General features: G+C 63.1%; 16 protein-coding genes. 4 read left to right on the forward strand and 12 right to left on the reverse strand.

Annotated elements, in window-relative coordinates:
• Window position 1: 1 nt before the first annotated feature.
• The 4 genes from NLY36_RS09000 to NLY36_RS09015 all read right to left on the reverse strand — a co-directional run bounded on the left by NLY36_RS09000 (window position 2) and on the right by NLY36_RS09015 (window position 4,654).
• Entirely contained in the window at window positions 2-802 is an 801-nt protein-coding gene (locus NLY36_RS09000; RefSeq protein ID WP_023671766.1) for an ABC transporter permease, read from the reverse strand.
• Entirely contained in the window at window positions 795-1,715 is a 921-nt protein-coding gene (locus NLY36_RS09005) for an ABC transporter permease (protein ID WP_023691712.1), read from the reverse strand. Before NLY36_RS09005 ends, NLY36_RS09000 begins: the two co-directional genes overlap by 8 nt.
• Before the next feature lie 2 nt (window positions 1,716-1,717).
• A complete protein-coding gene (locus NLY36_RS09010; RefSeq protein ID WP_023735014.1) occupies window positions 1,718-2,818 on the reverse strand; it encodes an ABC transporter ATP-binding protein in 1,101 nt (366 codons plus the stop codon).
• Between the two features lie 156 nt (window positions 2,819-2,974).
• Window positions 2,975-4,654, reverse strand: coding sequence for an amidohydrolase (locus tag NLY36_RS09015; protein WP_023735015.1), 1,680 nt, complete (start codon window positions 4,652-4,654; stop codon window positions 2,975-2,977).
• 277 nt (window positions 4,655-4,931) lie between these two features.
• Between NLY36_RS09015 and NLY36_RS09020 the strand changes: the two genes are divergently transcribed.
• A complete protein-coding gene (locus NLY36_RS09020) occupies window positions 4,932-5,585 on the forward strand; it encodes a TetR/AcrR family transcriptional regulator (protein ID WP_023714009.1) in 654 nt (217 codons plus the stop codon).
• A gap of 24 nt (window positions 5,586-5,609) precedes the next feature.
• On the forward strand, window positions 5,610-6,641 hold the full coding sequence (locus NLY36_RS09025) for a histone deacetylase family protein (protein ID WP_023671761.1): 1,032 nt from the start codon (window positions 5,610-5,612) through the stop codon (window positions 6,639-6,641).
• 87 nt (window positions 6,642-6,728) lie between these two features.
• On the opposite strand, the gene NLY36_RS09030 is transcribed toward NLY36_RS09025, so the two are convergent.
• Entirely contained in the window at window positions 6,729-7,922 is a 1,194-nt protein-coding gene (locus tag NLY36_RS09030) for a TMEM43 family protein (RefSeq protein ID WP_023735016.1), read from the reverse strand.
• Window positions 7,923-7,986: 64 nt separating this feature from the next.
• Complete coding sequence (locus NLY36_RS09035; RefSeq protein ID WP_023735017.1) at window positions 7,987-10,893, reverse strand: M16 family metallopeptidase; 2,907 nt, start codon at window positions 10,891-10,893, stop codon at window positions 7,987-7,989.
• A gap of 507 nt (window positions 10,894-11,400) precedes the next feature.
• Here NLY36_RS09035 and NLY36_RS09040 point away from each other — a divergent pair.
• Both NLY36_RS09040 and NLY36_RS09045 read left to right on the forward strand, forming a co-directional pair.
• A complete protein-coding gene (locus tag NLY36_RS09040) occupies window positions 11,401-12,111 on the forward strand; it encodes a helix-turn-helix transcriptional regulator (RefSeq protein ID WP_023671758.1) in 711 nt (236 codons plus the stop codon).
• Window positions 12,108-12,878, forward strand: a complete 771-nt coding sequence (locus NLY36_RS09045; protein ID WP_023735018.1) for a helix-turn-helix transcriptional regulator — start codon at window positions 12,108-12,110, stop codon at window positions 12,876-12,878. The genes NLY36_RS09040 and NLY36_RS09045 overlap by 4 nt, the downstream gene beginning before the upstream one ends.
• 31 nt (window positions 12,879-12,909) lie before the next feature.
• Here NLY36_RS09045 and NLY36_RS09050 read toward each other — a convergent pair whose 3' ends face one another.
• Genes NLY36_RS09050 through motA form a run of 6 tightly spaced genes read right to left on the reverse strand, consistent with a single transcriptional unit; the run spans window position 12,910 to window position 17,761 of the window.
• Window positions 12,910-13,347 carry a BspJ family T4SS effector nucleomodulin gene (locus tag NLY36_RS09050; protein WP_023671756.1) on the reverse strand — a complete coding sequence of 146 codons (438 nt, stop codon included), beginning with the start codon at window positions 13,345-13,347 and terminating at the stop codon, window positions 12,910-12,912.
• On the reverse strand, window positions 13,344-14,426 hold the full coding sequence (flhB, locus tag NLY36_RS09055; RefSeq protein WP_023683475.1) for a flagellar biosynthesis protein FlhB: 1,083 nt from the start codon (window positions 14,424-14,426) through the stop codon (window positions 13,344-13,346). Before flhB ends, NLY36_RS09050 begins: the two co-directional genes overlap by 4 nt.
• Before the next feature lie 13 nt (window positions 14,427-14,439).
• A complete protein-coding gene (locus tag NLY36_RS09060) occupies window positions 14,440-15,456 on the reverse strand; it encodes a flagellar motor switch protein FliG (protein WP_023683476.1) in 1,017 nt (338 codons plus the stop codon).
• A gap of 38 nt (window positions 15,457-15,494) precedes the next feature.
• On the reverse strand, window positions 15,495-15,884 hold the full coding sequence (fliN, locus tag NLY36_RS09065; protein WP_023683477.1) for a flagellar motor switch protein FliN: 390 nt from the start codon (window positions 15,882-15,884) through the stop codon (window positions 15,495-15,497).
• Between the two features lie 33 nt (window positions 15,885-15,917).
• Window positions 15,918-16,850, reverse strand: coding sequence for a FliM/FliN family flagellar motor switch protein (locus NLY36_RS09070; RefSeq protein ID WP_023683478.1), 933 nt, complete (start codon window positions 16,848-16,850; stop codon window positions 15,918-15,920).
• Between the two features lie 35 nt (window positions 16,851-16,885).
• Window positions 16,886-17,761: a flagellar motor stator protein MotA gene (motA, locus tag NLY36_RS09075; protein ID WP_023671751.1), complete on the reverse strand. Its 876-nt coding sequence runs from the start codon at window positions 17,759-17,761 to the stop codon at window positions 16,886-16,888.
• Window positions 17,762-17,901: the final 140 nt, after the last annotated feature.

A 17,901-nucleotide genomic window follows, 5' to 3' on the forward strand; every position in this document is an offset into this window, starting at 1 on the left:
TTCAGTCTCTTTTCCTGCTGACGAAGAAAAACAACGTGACGATCGCGACCGAAAGCAGCAGGAAGGCGGTCGATATCGCGTTGATCTCAGGCGTGATGCCGCGGCGGATCTGGCCGAGCATGTAGGTGGGCAGCGTATCCTGGCCGCCCGATTTGACAAACTCGGTGATGACGACGTCATCGAGCGAGATGACGAAGGCCAGCATCAGTCCGGCCAGTATGCCGGGCCACAAAAGCGGCAGCGTGATGCGGCGGAAGGTCTTCCAAGGCGTCGCGTACAGATCGGCGGCCGCGCGCTCCAGCGTCAGGTCCATGTTTTCCAGCCGCGCCCGGATCGGCAGATAGGCGAACGGGATGCAGAACGCCGTGTGCGCGGCGATCAGATAGCCAATGCCGGAATAGCCGGTGAAGATCTTGATGCGCGAGAAGAAGATCAGCAGCGCCACGCCGGTGACGATCTCGGGCACCATCAGCGGCTGGTTGATCGCCGCATATTTGAAGGTGAGGCCCGGATAGGACGCGGTGCGCGTGGTGGCGAGCGCGGCCATGGTGGCAAAGATTGTCGACAGCACCGCAGCGACGGCGCCGATCTGGAACGAGCGTAGCGTCGCGTCGATAACTTGCACGTTCTGCCAAGCCGACTGGAACCAGCGCATCGAAAAGCCGCCCCATTCGGACGTCGAGTTCGCCGCGTTGAAGGCATAGGCGACCAGCACGATGATCGGCAGATAGAGCACGATAAAACAGGTCGCAGCGATCACCGTGAAGCCGGTCTGGTGCTTGATGGAAAAGTTCTTAGCCATGCCGCGCCCCCGACTTGCCGGCATTGCGCACATAGGCAAGCAGCGCCACCATGACGATGATCATCACCGTGATCGACAGCGCCGAGCCGAGCGGCCAGTTGCGGCCTTGGCCGAACTGCAATTCGATCAGGTTGGACAGCATCATATTCTTGCCGCCGCCAAGCACGCTCGGCGTCACATAGGCGCCAAGGGCTGGAATGAAGACCAGGATGGAGCCGGCAATGACGCCGGGTTTGACCAGCGGGAAAATGATCTTCCGCAATACCTTGAATCGGGTCGCGTAGAGGTCGTAGCCCGCCTCGACGAGGCGAAAATCAAGCTTCTCCATGCTGGCATAGATCGGCAGCACCATCAGCGGCAGATAGACATAGGCCATGCCGATCAGAATCGCCGTGTCGGTGAAGAGGATCTGCACCGGCGCTGAAACGATACCAAGCTTGATAAGGATGGTGTTGATGATGCCTTCGTTGCGGATGATCTGCAGCACGGCGAAGGTGCGGATCAGAAGGTTGGTCCAGAACGGAATGGTGATCAGGAACAGCCAGAGATCCCTGGTTTTCTCGCTGCGCGTCGCCATGAAATAGGCGGTTGGAAACCCCAATGCCAAAGTGGCGATCGTCGTTATCACCGCCAGCTTGATCGAGCGCCAGAAGATGGTGACATGCGCTGCCGCAAGCGAAAGCGTATCGTCGAAAATGTCGCGTTCCATGAACACCGACAGCCAGGCATCGGGCGAAAACTGCCACTTCACATCGCCATAGGGGCCAGGCGTCAGGAACGAGTAGATCAGCACGATCAGCAAGGGGCCGGTCGCGGCGAGGAAGATCACCAGCAAGGCTGGCGCTGACAGCAGCCACCGGTCGCGCACATCGCGTCGCTCCGCTGCCTTGGCGACTTGTTCCGCGGTCGCCATGATCAGTCCTTCAGCACTTGCGCGGCGTCGTTGCCGATCGTGATACCGATCTGGCCGCCCTGCACGAAGCCGTCACCGGCGCCGCGGCTGTTCTGACGCCGCACGATGAACGGCTCGCCACCGGCAAGGCGCAGATGGAAGTGCGTGTCGGTGCCGAGATAGACGATGTTTTCGACGGTACCGGACAGCGAAGCGCTCGGGCTGGCCGTGCCCAACTGCGCATGCTCTGGACGCACGACGATGGTGACCTTGCCGCTGGGGCTGAAGCCTTCCGGCAGCGAGGCTGGGATTTCCACACCAGACGGCAGCTTCACCGTCGCCCGGCCACCAGTCGCGCTAACCACATCCGCCTTGAGGAAGTTCGACTCGCCGATGAAGTCGGCGACGAAACGCTCGGCCGGCCGGTCGTAGATGTCGCGCGGCGAGCCGACCTGCAGGATCTTGCCCGACGACATCACCGCGATGCGGTCCGACATGGTCAGCGCTTCCTCCTGGTCGTGGGTGACGAAGATGAAGGTAATTCCGGTCTCGTGCTGCAGCCGCTTCAATTCGATCTGCATTTCCTTGCGCAGCTTGTAGTCGAGCGCCGAGAGCGGTTCGTCGAGCAGGAGCACCTTGGGCTGCGGCGCCAGCGCCCGGGCGAGCGCCACGCGCTGCTGCTGGCCGCCGGAGATCTGGCTGGTTCGGCGACCCGCCAGCGCCTCCATCTTCACCAGTTTCAGCATCTCGGCGACGCGCGCCTTGATCTCGGCCTTCGGCTTGCCCAGCATTTCCAGGCCAAAGCCGATATTGTCGGCGACCGTCATATGCGGGAACAGCGCGTAGGATTGGAAGACGGTGTTGACCGGCCGCTTGAAGGGCGGCAACGGCGCGATGTCCTGACCGTAGAGGAGGATTTCGCCGGCGGTTGGAAAGTCGAAGCCGGCAATCAGCCGCAGCAACGTGGTCTTGCCGCAGCCGGATGGTCCCAGCAGGGTGAAGAACTCATTCTCGCGGATGGATACCGAGACCGTATCGAGGGCAGTAACCTGCCCCTCACCCGATCCGAAAATTTTACTGACGTTTACGACTTCAATTGCATTCCGATCCGGTTTTTCCGGCACGATACGCCTCACTGTTGACCCCGCTCTTGCTGGCGGAGTTTTTCCCCTGTTCGATGTGACCACACGGCCGGTAGGTTGGCAAGTCCGGCATTGAATCACAGTTCAGTCGGTCATTTCGTCTTGCAAGCGGCAAGCTGTGCAAGCCGCATGCCATTGTCAGGCCTGGTAGGTGACCTTGCCACCGCAGACCGTCGTCACCGGCCGCAGCTTGTGTAGATCGGCCGGCGCCGTCTTCTCGATATCGGCCGACAAAACCACCAGATCCGCCATATAGCGGGGTTTCAGAACGCCTTTGCGATGCTCGGCGAATTCGGCATAGGCGCCCTCGACCGTGTAGGCGGCAATCGCTTCCTGCAGCGAGAAACTCTGGTCAGGATCGCCTTCTGCCCACGGTTTGCGCTGCACTGCCGCCTGAATGCTCAGGATCGGGTCGATCGCCGCCACCGGCCAGTCCGAGGCGAACACGACATGGGCGCCGGCGCTTTTCAGGGTGCGCCAGGCATAGCTCAGCGGCCAGCGGGCCGGTCCGATGCGTGACACCGTCGGCTCCAGTGGAAAATCCATGGCGCCGGGCGGATGCGACGGCTGCATCGAGGCGATGACGCCGAGTTCGGCAAAACGCGGCACGTCGGCTGCTGTAGTGACCTCGATGTGCTCAACCCTGTGCCGGCTGTCGCGCTTGCCATTGAGCTTCTGCGCTGCCTCGTAACCGTCGAGCACTGCGCGCACCGCGCCGTCACCGATCGAGTGCACCGCGATCTGCAGCCCGCGTTTGTCGATAGCCACGGCGAGATCGATAAATTGCTGCGGCGTGAACAGCGGCTCGCCGACCCAGTCGGGACGATCCGCATAGGGTTCGACCATAACAGCGGTCCAGGAATCGAGCACGCCGTCATAGAACACCTTGACCATGCCCGATGACAGCCACTCACTGTGGTAGCGCTCGGCCATGACGGACGCCTTCTCGAGCATGTCGAGCGTCATGAAGTTCTTGTAGTGGAACGGGATCTTGACGCGGCAGGGCAATCCCTCCCCGGCCTCGATCTCGGAAAGCAGTTCGAGTTGGTAGAGATTGCCGTCCATGTTCTGGATCGAGGTGATGCCGTGGCGCGCGCACCATGCAAGCCCGCGCCGCATGATGTCACGGTCAGCGGCCCGCTCGGCGGCCGACGGCATTGGGTCCGGCTCGCCGCCGGTCGACAGCCCCAACCGCACCCGGCTTTCGCCGGCAAGGTCGAGCACCGGACCGAAGGCCTCGCCCTCGCGCAATTCGCCCGCGGCCAGGCCGTCGTCACCCATCACGATCTCGTTGCCCGGACCGAGCGTGCGTCCCTTCAGGATGCCGGCCATCTCCAACGCCTTGGTGTTGGCCCACATCGTATGGTGATCGGGCGCCGCCATGCAGAAGGGGCGGTCGGGCAGGATGGCGTCGAGATGATGGCGTGTCACCCGCTCGTCGCCGAGCACGGTGTAGTCGACGCCCTGTCCCACAAGCATTTTCGCCTCGGGCCGCGTCGTTGCGTAGTCGCGGATGGCGCTTTGAAGCGCCTCGAAGCCATGGATACCGCCGAGTTGAAGATGCGCGAGCTCAGCCCCTCCCGAGAACAGATGCATGTGGGCTTCGATGAAACCGGGCAGGACCGAACCGCCCTTGGCGTCGATCACCTCTGTGGTCGTTCCCTTGAGTTTTTCGATGGCGGCGTGGTTGCCGATGGCGATGATGGCGCCGTCCTTGACGGCAATCGCCTCGGCGGCGGGATTGTCATCGTCCATGGTCCGCACGCGACCATTGATGACGATCAGATCAGCATTTTGACCCGCACCCGTGACAGACATCGCGACTCCGCGCTTTTGACGACTGGCTGAGACCGACAACCCTCTTGTCCGACAAGCTGCCACTCCGCTGGAGCGGCGGTATCGGACGAAAACTGATGCCAGTGCGCTGTTTCGAAATTCCCCTTGTGATCTCTCAAAACAGCGTGGATAAAAGAATGCGACTAATTATTCGCGTTTGTCAACGTGCCGAATTTCGAATGTATTGTGGACGACACACCACGCCAATGTTGAGACCGGGACCTGTGTTGAAACCGGCAGGAAACGAAGGCATCAATCCGTGAAGCGCAGTCTCAGCCGCGAAACCAGGATGGCGCTCGAACCGCGCAAGCAGCCGCGGCAGGAACGGTCGAGCAAGGTGGTCGACAGGATACTCGACGCTGCGCTGACCCTGACGCGGGAGCAAGGAACCAAGACGCCGACGACGCTCGCCATTGCCCGGCGCGCGGGCCTGTCGGTCGGTTCGGTCTACCAGTACTTTCCCAACAAGGAAGCCATTCTCCTCGACCTCGCCCGGCGCTGGCTGTCGTCGTTTCCCGAGGTGATCGCCAGGCGCATCGAGGTCACCCCACCCACCAACCGCGACGAGTTTCGGCAGGAGGTGCGCAAGCTCTTCATCGATACCTCCAGAATATATCTCGAAAACGCCACCCTGATGCCGGTGATCGAGGCGATATCCGGCAATGCCGACCTCAGGCCGATCCAGGACGAATATGACGAGCAGATCATCGCGCTTTACGCCGCGTGGCTGCAGCATGTGAACCCGGCCCTTGAAGACAAGATCGCCAGCCGGCTCGGCGTGCTGATGATGGATGTCGGGCACGCCTGCCGGCTTGTGGGGTTGAAGCGGGATCGCAAGACATACGACCTCATCGAGGACGATGTGGAAAGAATGTGGCTCGCTTTGGTCACCCCCTATCTCAACCTTGACTGATTTCGCTATTTCGAGAGGAAATTCATGAAGACTGTCTATTCGCCGCTTCATGCCGGCCATGCCGGCCAGATGGAACTGGTCACGTCGGCAATCGTGCCGGGTTTCGAAAAGCCATCGCGGGCCGAGTTCATCAAGGCGCGGGTCGAGAGCGAGAAGCTGGGGCCGATCATCGGACCGGTCGAGCACGATCTCACAGCCGCCAAGCGCATCCACAAGGCCGACTATATCGACTTCCTGCCAACCGTCTGGCCGGCGTGGAAGGCCGCCGGCTTCGAGGGCACGGCGATGCCCTTCACCTGGCCGACGCGCGGCCTGCGCGGCGACGTGCCACCCAAGCGCGTCGACGCCTTGCTCGGCTACTATTCCTTCGACGCCGGCGCCACCTTCGTCGAAGGCACATGGACCGCGATCAAATCGTCCTATGACGTGGCGCTGACGGCGGCGGCCTTGGTCAAGGGTGGCGAGCGGTCGGCCTTCGCGCTCTGCCGCCCGCCCGGCCATCACGCCGGTGCCGGGTTCATGGGCGGCTACTGCTACATCAACAATGCCGCGGTCGCCGCGCAGTGGTTCCTCGATCAGGGCGCAAAACGCGTCTCGATCCTCGACGTCGACTATCACCACGGCAATGGCACGCAGGAGATCTTCTATGAACGCGCCGACGTGCAGGTTCTCAACCTGCATGGCGATCCCATGGTGGAGTATCCGTTCTTCCTCGGCCATGCCGATGAACGCGGCGCCAGCGCCGGCGAAGGTTTCAACGTCAATTATCCCATGCCCTTCGGCACCAATTGGGACGCCTGGAACGCCTCGCTGGAGGACGCTTGCGCCAAGCTCGCCGCCTACGCCCCCGATATCGTCATCGTGTCGCTCGGCGTCGACACCTTCGAGAAGGACCCGATCAGCCAGTTCAAGCTGAAAAGCCCGGACTATCCGAAGATCGGCCATCGCATCGCCAAGCTCGGCCTGCCGACGCTGTTCGTGATGGAAGGCGGCTACGCCGTCGAGGAGATCGGCATCAACGCCGTCGGCGTGCTCACCGGCTTCGAGGACAAATAGGAAAGCAATTCCAGGATAAGTGTGAGGCGGTTTTCCGGCCGGAATTGCGCCAAAGAGATATGGGGCGGCTCCGGCCGCCCCGACCATCTAGGCGGCCGCAGCCGGGTTGGGTGCAACCACCGGAACGGCTGGCCTTCGCAACCGGCCGATGCGGTAGACAATCACCGCCGCAATCACGCCTGTCGCCAGGATGGCCACCGCCAGCAACGGCCGGTACCAGAACCAGGCAATCGCAATCGTCACCGTGCCGACCAGGATCGCCAGGACGAAGGCGATGATGCCGGTGCCCATCCGCGCCATGCTGCCGAGGAAGGGTATGACGTCGAGGATCACCCCGATCGGGCTGAGGAACAGCGCAAAGCCTATGGTCAGCAACAGCAAGCCGGCGCCGCGCAGCAGCCAAGTGATCAGCGTGTTGGCGCTGACCGCGTCGGCGAACATCTTTTCGGCCGGGACGTTGCCGGTATCGACCATCAGCAGCGCATCGCCGGCTTGCGTCTGGTAGGGCTCGAAGCGGCTGCCGGCCTGGCGCGCGATGATACTGATCACGCCCAACGGCGCCAGTTCGTAGCCGATTCGATAGTCACCCAAAGCGGGCGTCGTGTTGTCATTGCCGAGAAAAATCTTGCCATCGACGATGCTGAGCGGTTTCGTTCCGGTATAGGCAGCCTTTATCGCCGCCGACTGGTCGGCTGAGAGCGAATAGTCCTTGTCACCCTCGATACGGTCCAGCACTGGCGTATCGAGATCGAAGGCGACAAGCTTGCCCTCAGGAATCTGGAAGGTCCGGCCGTGGATTTCCATCGGCGGATTCTGGTGGCCGTCCGGCTTCTTGAAGTCCGACGAGTCGATCTGGCTGTCGTCCCACACCTTGGAATAGCTGTAGGTGGTCACCGTCTCTTCGCCACCGCCGAGCTTCTTGGTCGTCTCCGACTTGGACTCTTCCTTCCACTGATACATCTCGACACTGCGCGACAGCCGCAGCCCTTGCGTGGCGATGCCGAAATCCGGATCCGCCAGGCCGCTGTCCGCCGTCACCAGTCCGCTGACATGAACCAGCTTGCCGTCATTGGCGGTATCGACGCTGTCGGCGCCGACCGAAACCACCGCTCCAGAACCTTCGGCCAGCGAGCGCGCCGTCTGCACGGCGCGGCCCTCGTTCCAGAACAGCCCGATCACCATCAGCGCGATCAGGATAAGGCCGAAGATGACCCCGCCGACCGCGCGCTTGATCCGCCCGAACCACGAGACGGACGTTACTTCCCGAAATGAATCGCTCATCGTTTCCCCCGAAACAAAGTTATCCCAAAATTACAACGCGGCCGGCGGCTGCGCGTTTAGCCCGTCAATCGGCGTGGATCTGCGCGCCGCAATCCCTTTCGCCGGCGCAGGCGTGCACCGCGCGCGTCGTGCCGCCATCGCCAACCCGCCACGGCGAGGCAGACAGCGGCGCCTGGCGATTGCCCCCGAGAAGATCGAGCGCCCGCATCGCCGTCTCTTCACCAGCCTCGTCACGCTTGACGATCTCGACGTCCTTGAGGCCGATCGCGGCAAGCTGCGGCATCACCACATCGGGGTCGCCCGCTACCACGATCAGCGACGGATCGAGCGACGCCAGGGCCAGCGCCTGTTTCTGAACCGCATCGAGCGTCAGCTTTGTGCGCGCCGCCATGCGGGTTTGCTGGTCCTCCAGCGTCGATCCGCTGCCAACCGCGCCAATCAGCGAGGAGAACAGACCAGCCGACGTCTCGGCCGATCCAGCCAGCGCCCGGCGATAGACGGTCACCGTGCGGTCGACCTCGTCCTGCGCTACCGGCAAGGTTGTCAGGCCGGCAAATCCTTTCAGGATTTCGGTAATCGCCGGACCGGTGTTGGCGCGCTCGACGGTGGTTGCCACGACCAATCCCGAGCCGGCCTTCATCGGGCTCATCAGATAGCTCGACACGCCATAGGAATAGCCCTTCTCCTCGCGGATCACCGAATTCAGCCGGCTGGAGAAATCGGCGCCAAGCAGGTTGGAGACCGCGGTCGATTCGGCGCGCTCGCTCTCGTCGGTGCCGGGCGCCGGCCGCGCCACGAACAGTGCCGACTGGCTGGCGCCGGGTTCGGGCACCAGCAGCACTTTCTGTCCCCCGTTGAAATGCGCTGCCGGCGACGGCTCGACGGCATAGCCGGCGGTGTCGCTTGTCCACGCGCCGAATGCTTTTTCAAGGCTGGCGGCGACGGTCGCGACCGGCATCGGGCCGACGCTATAGAAGGTCACCGCCTTCGGCGTGAACTCCGCCTTGAATGCGTCCCTCGCCTCGTCGAGCGAGATCGAGGCCAGCGCCTTTGCCGACCAGTCCACCGCTGCCTTGCCCGGCACCTGCGGGATCAGCATCGCCTTTGCCATGCGGCCGGCAACGCCGGGCAGATCCGCCTCGCGGCCGTTTAGCCAGTCGACCGTCTGCGCCATCAGCACCGTCCATTCGGTCTTGTCGAAACGAGGCTTCAGCACCGCGTCGGCGAGCAGGCCAATACCCTGGTCGAGCTTTTCCGGCGGTACGCCAAGCGTCATCATCGTGGTCAGCGTTCCGGCCTGGTGGCCGACGCCGGCGCCGATGTCGCTGGCCGCCTTGGCGAAATCAGCCGAGCCGCGATCGGCGGCCCCGCGTGTCGCCATGCTTGCTGCAAGCTCCAGCAATCCCTCCTTGCCTTCCGGCACGCTGTTCCAGCCGCCGGCGGCACTGGCCGCGACATAGACCATCGGCGCTTCCGGCATTGTGTAGTGGACGAGTTTGATGCCATTCGAGAGCGTCGCCGTTTCCATGGCGGGCAGTGTTGCCGAAGGCGCTTGCCCGGCCGCATGCTTCGGAATGTCGATCGCCGCTCGCTCCGGCGCGGTGAACGGCTGCGGTGTGCCGGACGACCCGATCAGTGCATCGGGATAGCCGCCGCGCGGGCCGGGCTTCAGCACCAGTATGCTGGCGTCTTCCGGTTTCAACAGCCGCTTCATCGTTGCCTCGACGCCCGCCACGCTGGCGTCCTTCACCCGCGGGTCGTCCACCAGCGCGCTCTGCGCATCGCCGAGCACGTCGGCATTGTAGGAGACGACGCCGGCGCGATCCTTCAGTGCTTCGCTGCCGAGCCGCGCTGCCTGCAAGATGCCGGTGCGCGCACGCTCGACATCGACCGGATCGAGCGGGGTCTTCAGGAAATCCGCAAACGCCGTTTTCATCGCGCTTTCCAGCGCTTCCGGCGCCACACCTTCGGCGGCACCCGCCTCGAAGGTAAAGCGGCCACCGAGCAGACCGCCGGTCCAGCTCGCGCTGGCATAGGTGGCAATGCCCAACTGCGAAACCAGCCGGTTGCGCAAAAACCCATATTCGCCGTTGCCGAGCAGTTCGGCGGCAATGCTGAGCGCACCATTGTCGGGCGACTGCGCCACCGGGCCACTGAAGCCGACCACGACGATGGAGCTTGGCACACGATCCTCGAGCACCAGCTTGAGCCGGGCCTGCGTCGGTGCCGGCACGGCGGGCCGCGCCACATCGGCGCCGCGCGCCACGCGGCCGAACGTGTCGGCAATCAGCGCCTTGGTGTCGTCGATCTCCAAGTCGCCGACCAGCACCAGCACCGCATTGTTGGGCAGATAGTAGCTGTTGAAGAAACCCCTGACATCGTCGAGCGTCGCCGCATCGAGATCGGCGACCGAGCCGATAACCATGCGGCTATAGGGATGCGGCTTCGGGAACAGCCCGGACCAGAAAGCTTCCCAGCCGGATGCGCCGGCCTTGTCGAGCACGTTCTGGCGCATCTCGTTCTTGACCACCGAGCGCTGCAGATCGAGCTTGGCCTGAGTCACCGAGCGGCCGAGATTGGCCATGCGGTCGGCCTCCAGCGACAGGATCATCGGCAGTGACGACGACAGCCCGTCGACGTAATAGACCGTGCCGTCTTCGGTGGTCCAGGCATTGATCTCGTTGCCGAGCGCGGCATGCGCACCGAACACGTTCGGCCAGGCCGGCGTGCCGGAAAACATCAGATGTTCGAACAGATGCGCAAAGCCCGAGCGTCCCGCGGGTTCATTCATCGACCCGACGCGGTAGCGCAGGTTCATCACCACCTTCGGCACGCGATGGTCGGGCACCAGCACCACCTGCAGCCCGTTTTCGAGCGCATAGGTAACGGTCGGCTCAGCCTTGGCGGGCGCTGCCATGCCGGCAAGAACCGCAAGCACCACCTTGAACGCCAGGAAAACCTGCTTCATCATGACCCCCGATGCTGATGGCCGCGAGCAAGCGCCGCCAAATCCGCCGTATGACCGAAGGGATGCCCACCCCTCCCGGCTGCCGAGACCCTATCGGAATCGATCGGCCCTCGATACGGCAGTATCGCAACACCCTCTGGCTTTTTCGTGTCGGCGTTTCAGGCCTTTTGCGGCGTCAAAGGCCGCGAAAGCCGCCCCTGAGTCGCTTGAGTCCAATAATATTGATTTTGTCAAATCGCGTTTGATGTCGGATTCATCTGCGGGTAGATTAGACCCGAATCAGCCGGTCCTTGGGGGGCGCGGCGACCACCCAAAGTCTCAAGTTCCGGCCAATGACCGGCACCAGACGCGGACGGCTTCGCGTTCCCTGAATGGATTCGGCGATCAGCGCGACCGCCGCGCCGTGTGAGTGCTTCGTAAACGTGATGCGTCTTCAAGTTCGGCCGCTGCCAACCCCAGCGTCCGGGCTCAAGAAAAGACTCCGGCCATGACATACAACCAAAGCATCCAATGAGCAGTTCCGCCGCGCTTCTCCAATCCGATACGTTAGGCTCGCGCCTTGAATCGCGCGGCGATCTCACCTCCTTTTTCATGCAGCTTGCCGCCGAGATCGGCGCCGACAGCTACATGCTCGTCGCCATCGTCCACGACCAGGATCGTAACGACGCCCGCATCGTCTCATCCAACTGGATCTTCGACGCCATTGAACTGATCGGCAAGCGGCTGATCGCCGGCCTTGCCCAGGGACCGCTGACCGTTGCACCTGGCATCCGCCCGAGGCCGCTGGTCGCCGCCGCGGCGCCCGACGCCGGCGGACTGCTCACAGGCGAAGAGGCGCGCCTGCTCGACGTGCTTGGCCATGCCGAAGTCTATTCGCTGCGGCTCAATGTCGGCCGCCAGCGACTGTTTGCGCTTTTCTCGGCGGCCGAGGCCGGCAGTATCGATCAGCCGGCGCTGATGAAGGCTCAGTTGAAGTGCTGTTACGCGCTGTCCGCTATCCCGCAATTGATCGCCGCCGCCGCCATGCAGGACCCGCTGTCCGACCGTGAGCGCGAATGCCTGTTCTGGGTGTCTGAAGGCAAGACCACCGATGAGGTCGCGGTGATCCTCGGGGTCTCGTCCAACACCGTCAACAGCTACATCACCCACGCCATCCAGAAATTCGCGGCCTCGAACCGCGCGATGGCCATCGCCACGGCGATCAGGAGCGGCATCATTTGAAACACGCTGACATCAAGGCGGCGGCCGAAGCCCTTTTCAACGAGCAGCGCAATCCGTTCGGCGCCTTCTCCATCGGTTCCGAGACGCACCATGCCGTTACCATCCCGGACGCGGTACGCCGCTGCCGCTGGATTGCCGTCGACATCAACGCGTCGGCGTTTGGCCTCTATTTCGTCAGCCCCTCGCCGGAACGGGCGCGCCTGGTGCCGAGCTTCGATTCCGACTATCCAGCCACTGCGGTGACAACCAAGTTCATCGCCGGCGCCAATGGCGAGGAGATGGTGCGCCACAGCGGCGCCTCGACAGCGCCGCGCTGGTGGGCCGATGACGGCATCGCCGGCTCGGACGCCGTCTTCCAGAACCTCGCCTGGGCGGAGCGGACGGAGCCGCTGGCGCCGGGCACCAACGGCATTGGCTTTCCCGTCCATGCCGATCGCGGCCATTGCGGGCTGGTGGTGTTCCTCGGCTCGACGATCGCTTTGCCGGAGGACACGCTCTACGAAATCCACGCCCGCTGTTTTTCGCTGTTCGCCGCCGTCGCCCGCATTCGTCCGAACGATGCCGGCCGGATGCGGTCGATCTCCAAGCGTGAACTGGAGTGCCTGAAGCTGACCGCCAACGGCAACACCAGCGAAGAGATCGCCAGGCTGTTGAAGCTGTCGGTCCACACCGCCAACCAGTATCTCACCCAGTCGACGCAGAAGCTCAACGCGGTCAACCGCAACCAGGCGGTGGCCAAGGCGCTGCGGCTGGGGCTGATCGAGTGATCGCGTCTGGCAGTTGGAGTAAGACAAAAGATCAGCGATAGGCGAGCGGCTCGGTCCTGCGGATTCGCGCCTCTTCGATCACCGTCTCCAGCAAAGCGGTGTTGTGCTCGGGGTCTTCCCCGGGCTTTTCGAACGACACATAGTTGACCGCGACCGAAGACCTCTCCTCGCTCAGCGTCAGCTGGAAATAGACGGTGACGCCCGGCGGCCGAAGCTCGAGATCGAGCACGATGCGCGGGCTGCCGCTCCAGTCGACATGTGCCTCTCCGCCATGGCCGAGCCTGAGCGTGCCTGGGAGGAAAAAAAGCTCCACAGCCGAATCCACCAGATCCGACAGGCAAGCGAAATGCTCGAGCCGGATGAAGGCGATGTAGTCGGCGACGTCGATCAGCCGCAACTCGTCGACCACCTGCTCGATGGCCTTGGCGACGATGAGTTCGCGGGATTTTGCGTGCGGTTGGCGGTTCATGAAATTTGTCTCCGCTCAGCCTTTTTGGAGTAGACGATCCGCACCAGTTCGGCGACGGCCTGGTAGAATTGCGACGGGATCACGCTATCAACCGAAACTTGCTTGTACATGGAGCGGGCGAGCGCCACGTCCTCGAAGATCGGGATGTTGTGCTCCTTGGCAATCTCGCGAATCTTGAGCGCCACAAGGTCCTGGCCCTTGGCCAGCACCATGGGTGCTGAATCCTCGTCGCGGACATATCTGAGCGCGATGGAAAAGTGCGTCGGATTGGCGATGATCAGCGTCGCGCGCGGCACCGCCGTCATCATCCGCTTGCGCGCCCGGTCGCGCGCCAGCGAGCGCAGCCGCGACTTGATGATCGGGTCGCCCTCGGACTGCTTGAACTCGTCCTTGACCTCCTGCTTGGTCATCCGCAGATCCTGCTTCCAGTGGAAGCGCGACCAGACGACGTCGACCGCCGCGATCAGCCCCATGACGAAGACGATCGCCACCAATATGTCGACGGTGATGCTTTTGATGACGAGGCCGAAAGCGACGGGGTTGGTGATCATGCCGGCCAGGAGCTGGCGGTAGTCCTGCGATAGCGTGAAGTAGAGCACGATGCTGGCGAAGCCGAGCTTGCCCAGCGATTTCAGGAACTCGACCCAGCCCTGAATGCCGAACATCCTGGTCCAGCCTTTGGCTATCGAGATGCGCGACAGTTGCGGCCGGATCCGCTCGCCGACGACTTGCGGCATGTTCTGCAGCACCGAGGCGCCGATGCCGGCCACCACCAGCAGCACCAGCAGGCTGACGACGGCGTTGCCTATTTCCATCATCACGGTCTTGTAGAGCGCGATGACGTCGGTCTCGGTGTCCATCGGCCACGCCTCGGGCTTTTCCAGGAACATCGACAGGAACATGCCGAGATCAACGACCGCGTCCTTGGCGTAGAAGACGGTGAACACCAGTATGGCGATGAAGGACGCCAGAAGTGCGGCCTCTCGCGAATGGGGCAGCTTGCCCTGTTCGACGGTGTCGCGGATCTTCTTTTCGGTCGCGTCTTCGGTTTTGGAGTCTTTGTCCGCCGCTTCAGCCATTCAGCGCTCGGCGTTAAGCCGCTTCGCTCTGCTGCGATGAGGGCAGTTCGAAAGCCCCCTCGCGCGAAAGCCGGATTGTCGCCACCGCGATGTTCTTGCGCGCCGTCATGATGTCGGCAAGCTGAATGCCTTCCGAGCCCTGGCCGAGCTCGGACTCGATCATGCGCCGCGACCGTGCGCCGATCGCCGACAGCACCGATTCCGTCAATGCGGGCGCCGCACCGCGCAGCGCCAGCGTGATCAGTTCGGTCGACAGCCCGTCGAAAAGGAGTACCCTCGCCTTCTGCGTCAAAAGCGGCAGATCGTCGAAGGCAAACAACCTGGAGCGAACACCGCCGAGGTCCGGCGTGCCGGCCTCTTCCAGATCCTGCATGACCTCTTCCAACTGAGGCTTGTCCATCTCGTTGAGCATACTGGCGACGCGCGCCTGTCCCGCCGAGATATCCTTGGTCGCGGTCTGCGCCAGCACGCTGGCGCGCAGCTGGTTCTCGATGATCCTGGTGGCCGCGTCCGGAATGGTCGCCATCGTCACCATGCGCTTGATGATCTCGCTGCGCATCGGCTTTTCCATGGTCAGCAAAATGTTGGCGGCGGCTTGCGGCGCAAGCTTCGACAGCACCATGGCCGCGGTCTGGGGATGCTCGGCGGCAAGGAATGTGCCCAGACGCGTCGGTTCGAGCTTTTCCAGCTCCGGCCAGATCGGCGGTGGCCCTTCCGGCGCAACCTCGAAGCGCTTGTCGCCCATGATGGCGCTCATCTCTTCGGGCGACAGCGATTCATTGAGGATCGTGTCCATCCGGTCGGCGGAATCGAGCAGGCCCGCACCTTCGGTGAACTCGGCCTCGAATTCGGCAACGATGCGTTCGAGGTCGCTTTGCGGAATGGTGCGCAGCAGCCGCGCCCCTTCGATCAGTGCCTTCAGTTCTTCTTGCTTGAAGAATTTCAGCAGCCGGCTGGCCGAAGGTTTGCCCATCGCCACCAGGATGGCGGCGGCCTTTTGCGGGCGCGTGAGCGTCACCGGCGTCGTCATGGCATCCGCTCCTGCTGAGACCGCATGTCATTCATTGCTCAAGCGCCCTTGGTCGCCGCGATAATTTCGGTCAGCCTGATGCCAAAGCGCGACGGATCGCTTTCCAGCACGGTGATCTCGCCGCGCGCGATCTTGCGGCCGTTGACCACGACATCGACCGGTTCGCCGATGCGCCGGTTGAGCGCCACCGTCGAGCCCTTCTGCAGCGCCATCAGGTCCGACACCGGCATTTCCGTACTGCCGAGGATGATCTGCACATCGACCGGGATGCTCATGATGATGTTGGAATTGGCGCCGGACGTGGCAGCCCGCAAGGCGGCGTCGGGGCGCTTTTCCTCCTCCTGGAGGACGCCGCGCAATTCCTCGATGGCGCGGTCGAGCTGTTCGTCCGGCTGGTCGATATTGGCTTCCACCTTGGTCTTGGCCATCAGTCGTCTCCAAATGCTTGGGCTTGCCCGGCGTCAGCCCGGCATGAGCCCATCGATAAAATCCTGACCGGCATCGTAAGGATGCCTGATCCGGACGGTGTAGTTCTGCCCGAGTTTACCGAACTCGCAGACAAACAGCGTCTTGTCGCGCGCGCTCAGCTTGGCCTGCGACTGCGCGGTTTCCTCGAACTCGATGACCTGGCCTGGCTCGAAACCGGCGAGATCGCCGAGCGTCAGGCGGGCCAGCGGCATGGTCGCTTCGAGCGTCACCGTCGAGCGCATCACTTCTTCGGAAAAACGTGCCCGCCAGTCGGAGGTCGTGCCTTCGCTGTCGTGGACATCGGCGATACCGCGTGTGGCAAGCAGAATGCGCTGCGGGATCATCACCGTGACCGTTCCGCTGTCGGTCGGCGTCGAGATGCCGAAGACGATGCGCACCGCCGCGCCATCGCGCAGCACGCGACGCTTGGCTTCGCTGCCCGAAAGCGCCCGCGGCACCGGCAGCCGCAGCTCGAGCGAGCGCCGGCCCGATCCGTTCAACGCCTGCGCAACTTCCTGGAAGACCGTGGTCGCGACATCGGTCTCGATCTGCGACAGAGCGCGCTCGATCGGCGAAACCGGCTGATCCGGATCGCCGCCGAACAGCGCGCACACCATCACGGCGATGGCCGGCGCATCAGCCACCAGCGTCATCGCATCCGAAGACGTCGGCGATGCTATGATGGCCATGGCAAAGGCATCGCCGGCATTCGTGCGGGCATCGGGAACACGGCTGATCTCGACCGCGCGCAGGTCGACGGTGACCGGTGCGCCGAGTTCGCCGGCCAGGCTCTTCTGCAGCAGCGGCAGGGCGCGCTCGCCCATCGAGCGCCCGGTGCCGATGACATGAGCGGCCTCACCGCTGTCACCGACCAGACGCTCAATGATCAGCGAGCGGGCTTGCGAGGGGCTGCCAGGACTTGTCATGACGGCGTGCGGTCCTGTCTGTCGTCATGCATGGCTCAAGCCGCTTTCTTCTCGGCGGAAGCTGTGTTCATCGTGCTTTGCTCGACGGCATCGATCGTCGGCCGCTCATAGGACGAGATGGTCTTGCGACCGAACTCGATCGCCACCTGCGGCAGGGCGCCGTTCATGTAGGCAAGCAGCGTCTGCTTGACGATGATATAGAGGCGGTTCTTCTTCTCGCGCACCGTCTTGATCTTGGTGGCGACCGGCCCGACCACCGCATAGGACAGGAAGATGCCGAGGAAGGTTCCGACAAGGGCAGCGCCGATCAGGCCGCCGAGGATTTCGGGCGACTGGTCGAGCGCGCCCATCGCCTTGACCACGCCGAGCACGGCGGCGACGATGCCGAGCGCCGGCAGACCATCGCCCACCGCCACCAGCGCATGGTAAGCCTTCATCTTGTCGGACTTGATGGTCTGGATTTCCTCGTCCATCAGCGCCTCGATCTCATGCGAGCGGGCATTGCCGATGATGATGATGCGGCAGTAGTCGCAGATGAAATTCGTCAGGTCGTGGTTCTTGAGCACGGTCGGGAACGCCTGGAAGATTGCCGACTCCTCCGGATTGTCGATATGCGCCTCGACCTCGCTGCGCGACTTCGAGCGCAGTTCGCGCATCAGGCTGTGCAGCACGCCCAGCGTCTCCAGATAGTCGCGCTCTTTCGGCACCGCCTGCTTGAACGCTTCGAGGATACCCCTGCCGGTGTCCTTGACCGTCTTCATCGGGTTGGCGACGAGAAAGGTTCCAAGTGCGGCGCCACAGATGACCACCGCTTCCCAAGGCTGCATCAGCACATGCAGATGGCCGCCCATCGCCATGAAGCCGCCGAGAACACAGCCGAGCGTCACCACAAGTCCGATCAGAATGCCCACGCCAGATCCTTCCGCATCACGTCAGGCCTAACCGATAGCCCCCGTGCCTTGTGTGAGGCTTGAATCATGCAAGGTGAGGCGATTCAGCCTCGCGCAAGCAAGTCCGCATAGTCTTGCTTTTGAAGCTGCGACCGGAGGCA

This window comes from Mesorhizobium sp. C399B (assembly GCF_030323185.1).
Classification (GTDB): domain Bacteria; phylum Pseudomonadota; class Alphaproteobacteria; order Rhizobiales; family Rhizobiaceae; genus Mesorhizobium.

Bases quoted from the DNA above. Each gene is read 5' to 3' on its own strand.
- NLY36_RS09050 (WP_023671756.1), bottom strand. From the start codon at position 13,347: ATGAACCGCCAACCGCACGCAAAATCCCGCGAACTCATCGTCGCCAAG.
- NLY36_RS09040 (WP_023671758.1), top strand. From the start codon at position 11,401: ATGAGCAGTTCCGCCGCGCTTCTCCAATCCGATACGTTAGGCTCGCGC.
- NLY36_RS09030 (WP_023735016.1), bottom strand. From the start codon at position 7,922: ATGAGCGATTCATTTCGGGAAGTAACGTCCGTCTCGTGGTTCGGGCGG.
- NLY36_RS09060 (WP_023683476.1), bottom strand. From the start codon at position 15,456: ATGACGACGCCGGTGACGCTCACGCGCCCGCAAAAGGCCGCCGCCATC.
- NLY36_RS09000 (WP_023671766.1), bottom strand. From the start codon at position 802: ATGGCTAAGAACTTTTCCATCAAGCACCAGACCGGCTTCACGGTGATC.
- NLY36_RS09035 (WP_023735017.1), bottom strand. From the start codon at position 10,893: ATGATGAAGCAGGTTTTCCTGGCGTTCAAGGTGGTGCTTGCGGTTCTT.
- NLY36_RS09070 (WP_023683478.1), bottom strand. From the start codon at position 16,850: ATGACAAGTCCTGGCAGCCCCTCGCAAGCCCGCTCGCTGATCATTGAG.
- NLY36_RS09025 (WP_023671761.1), top strand. From the start codon at position 5,610: ATGAAGACTGTCTATTCGCCGCTTCATGCCGGCCATGCCGGCCAGATG.
- flhB (WP_023683475.1), bottom strand. From the start codon at position 14,426: ATGGCTGAAGCGGCGGACAAAGACTCCAAAACCGAAGACGCGACCGAA.
- fliN (WP_023683477.1), bottom strand. From the start codon at position 15,884: ATGGCCAAGACCAAGGTGGAAGCCAATATCGACCAGCCGGACGAACAG.
- NLY36_RS09015 (WP_023735015.1), bottom strand. From the start codon at position 4,654: ATGTCTGTCACGGGTGCGGGTCAAAATGCTGATCTGATCGTCATCAAT.
- NLY36_RS09005 (WP_023691712.1), bottom strand. From the start codon at position 1,715: ATGGCGACCGCGGAACAAGTCGCCAAGGCAGCGGAGCGACGCGATGTG.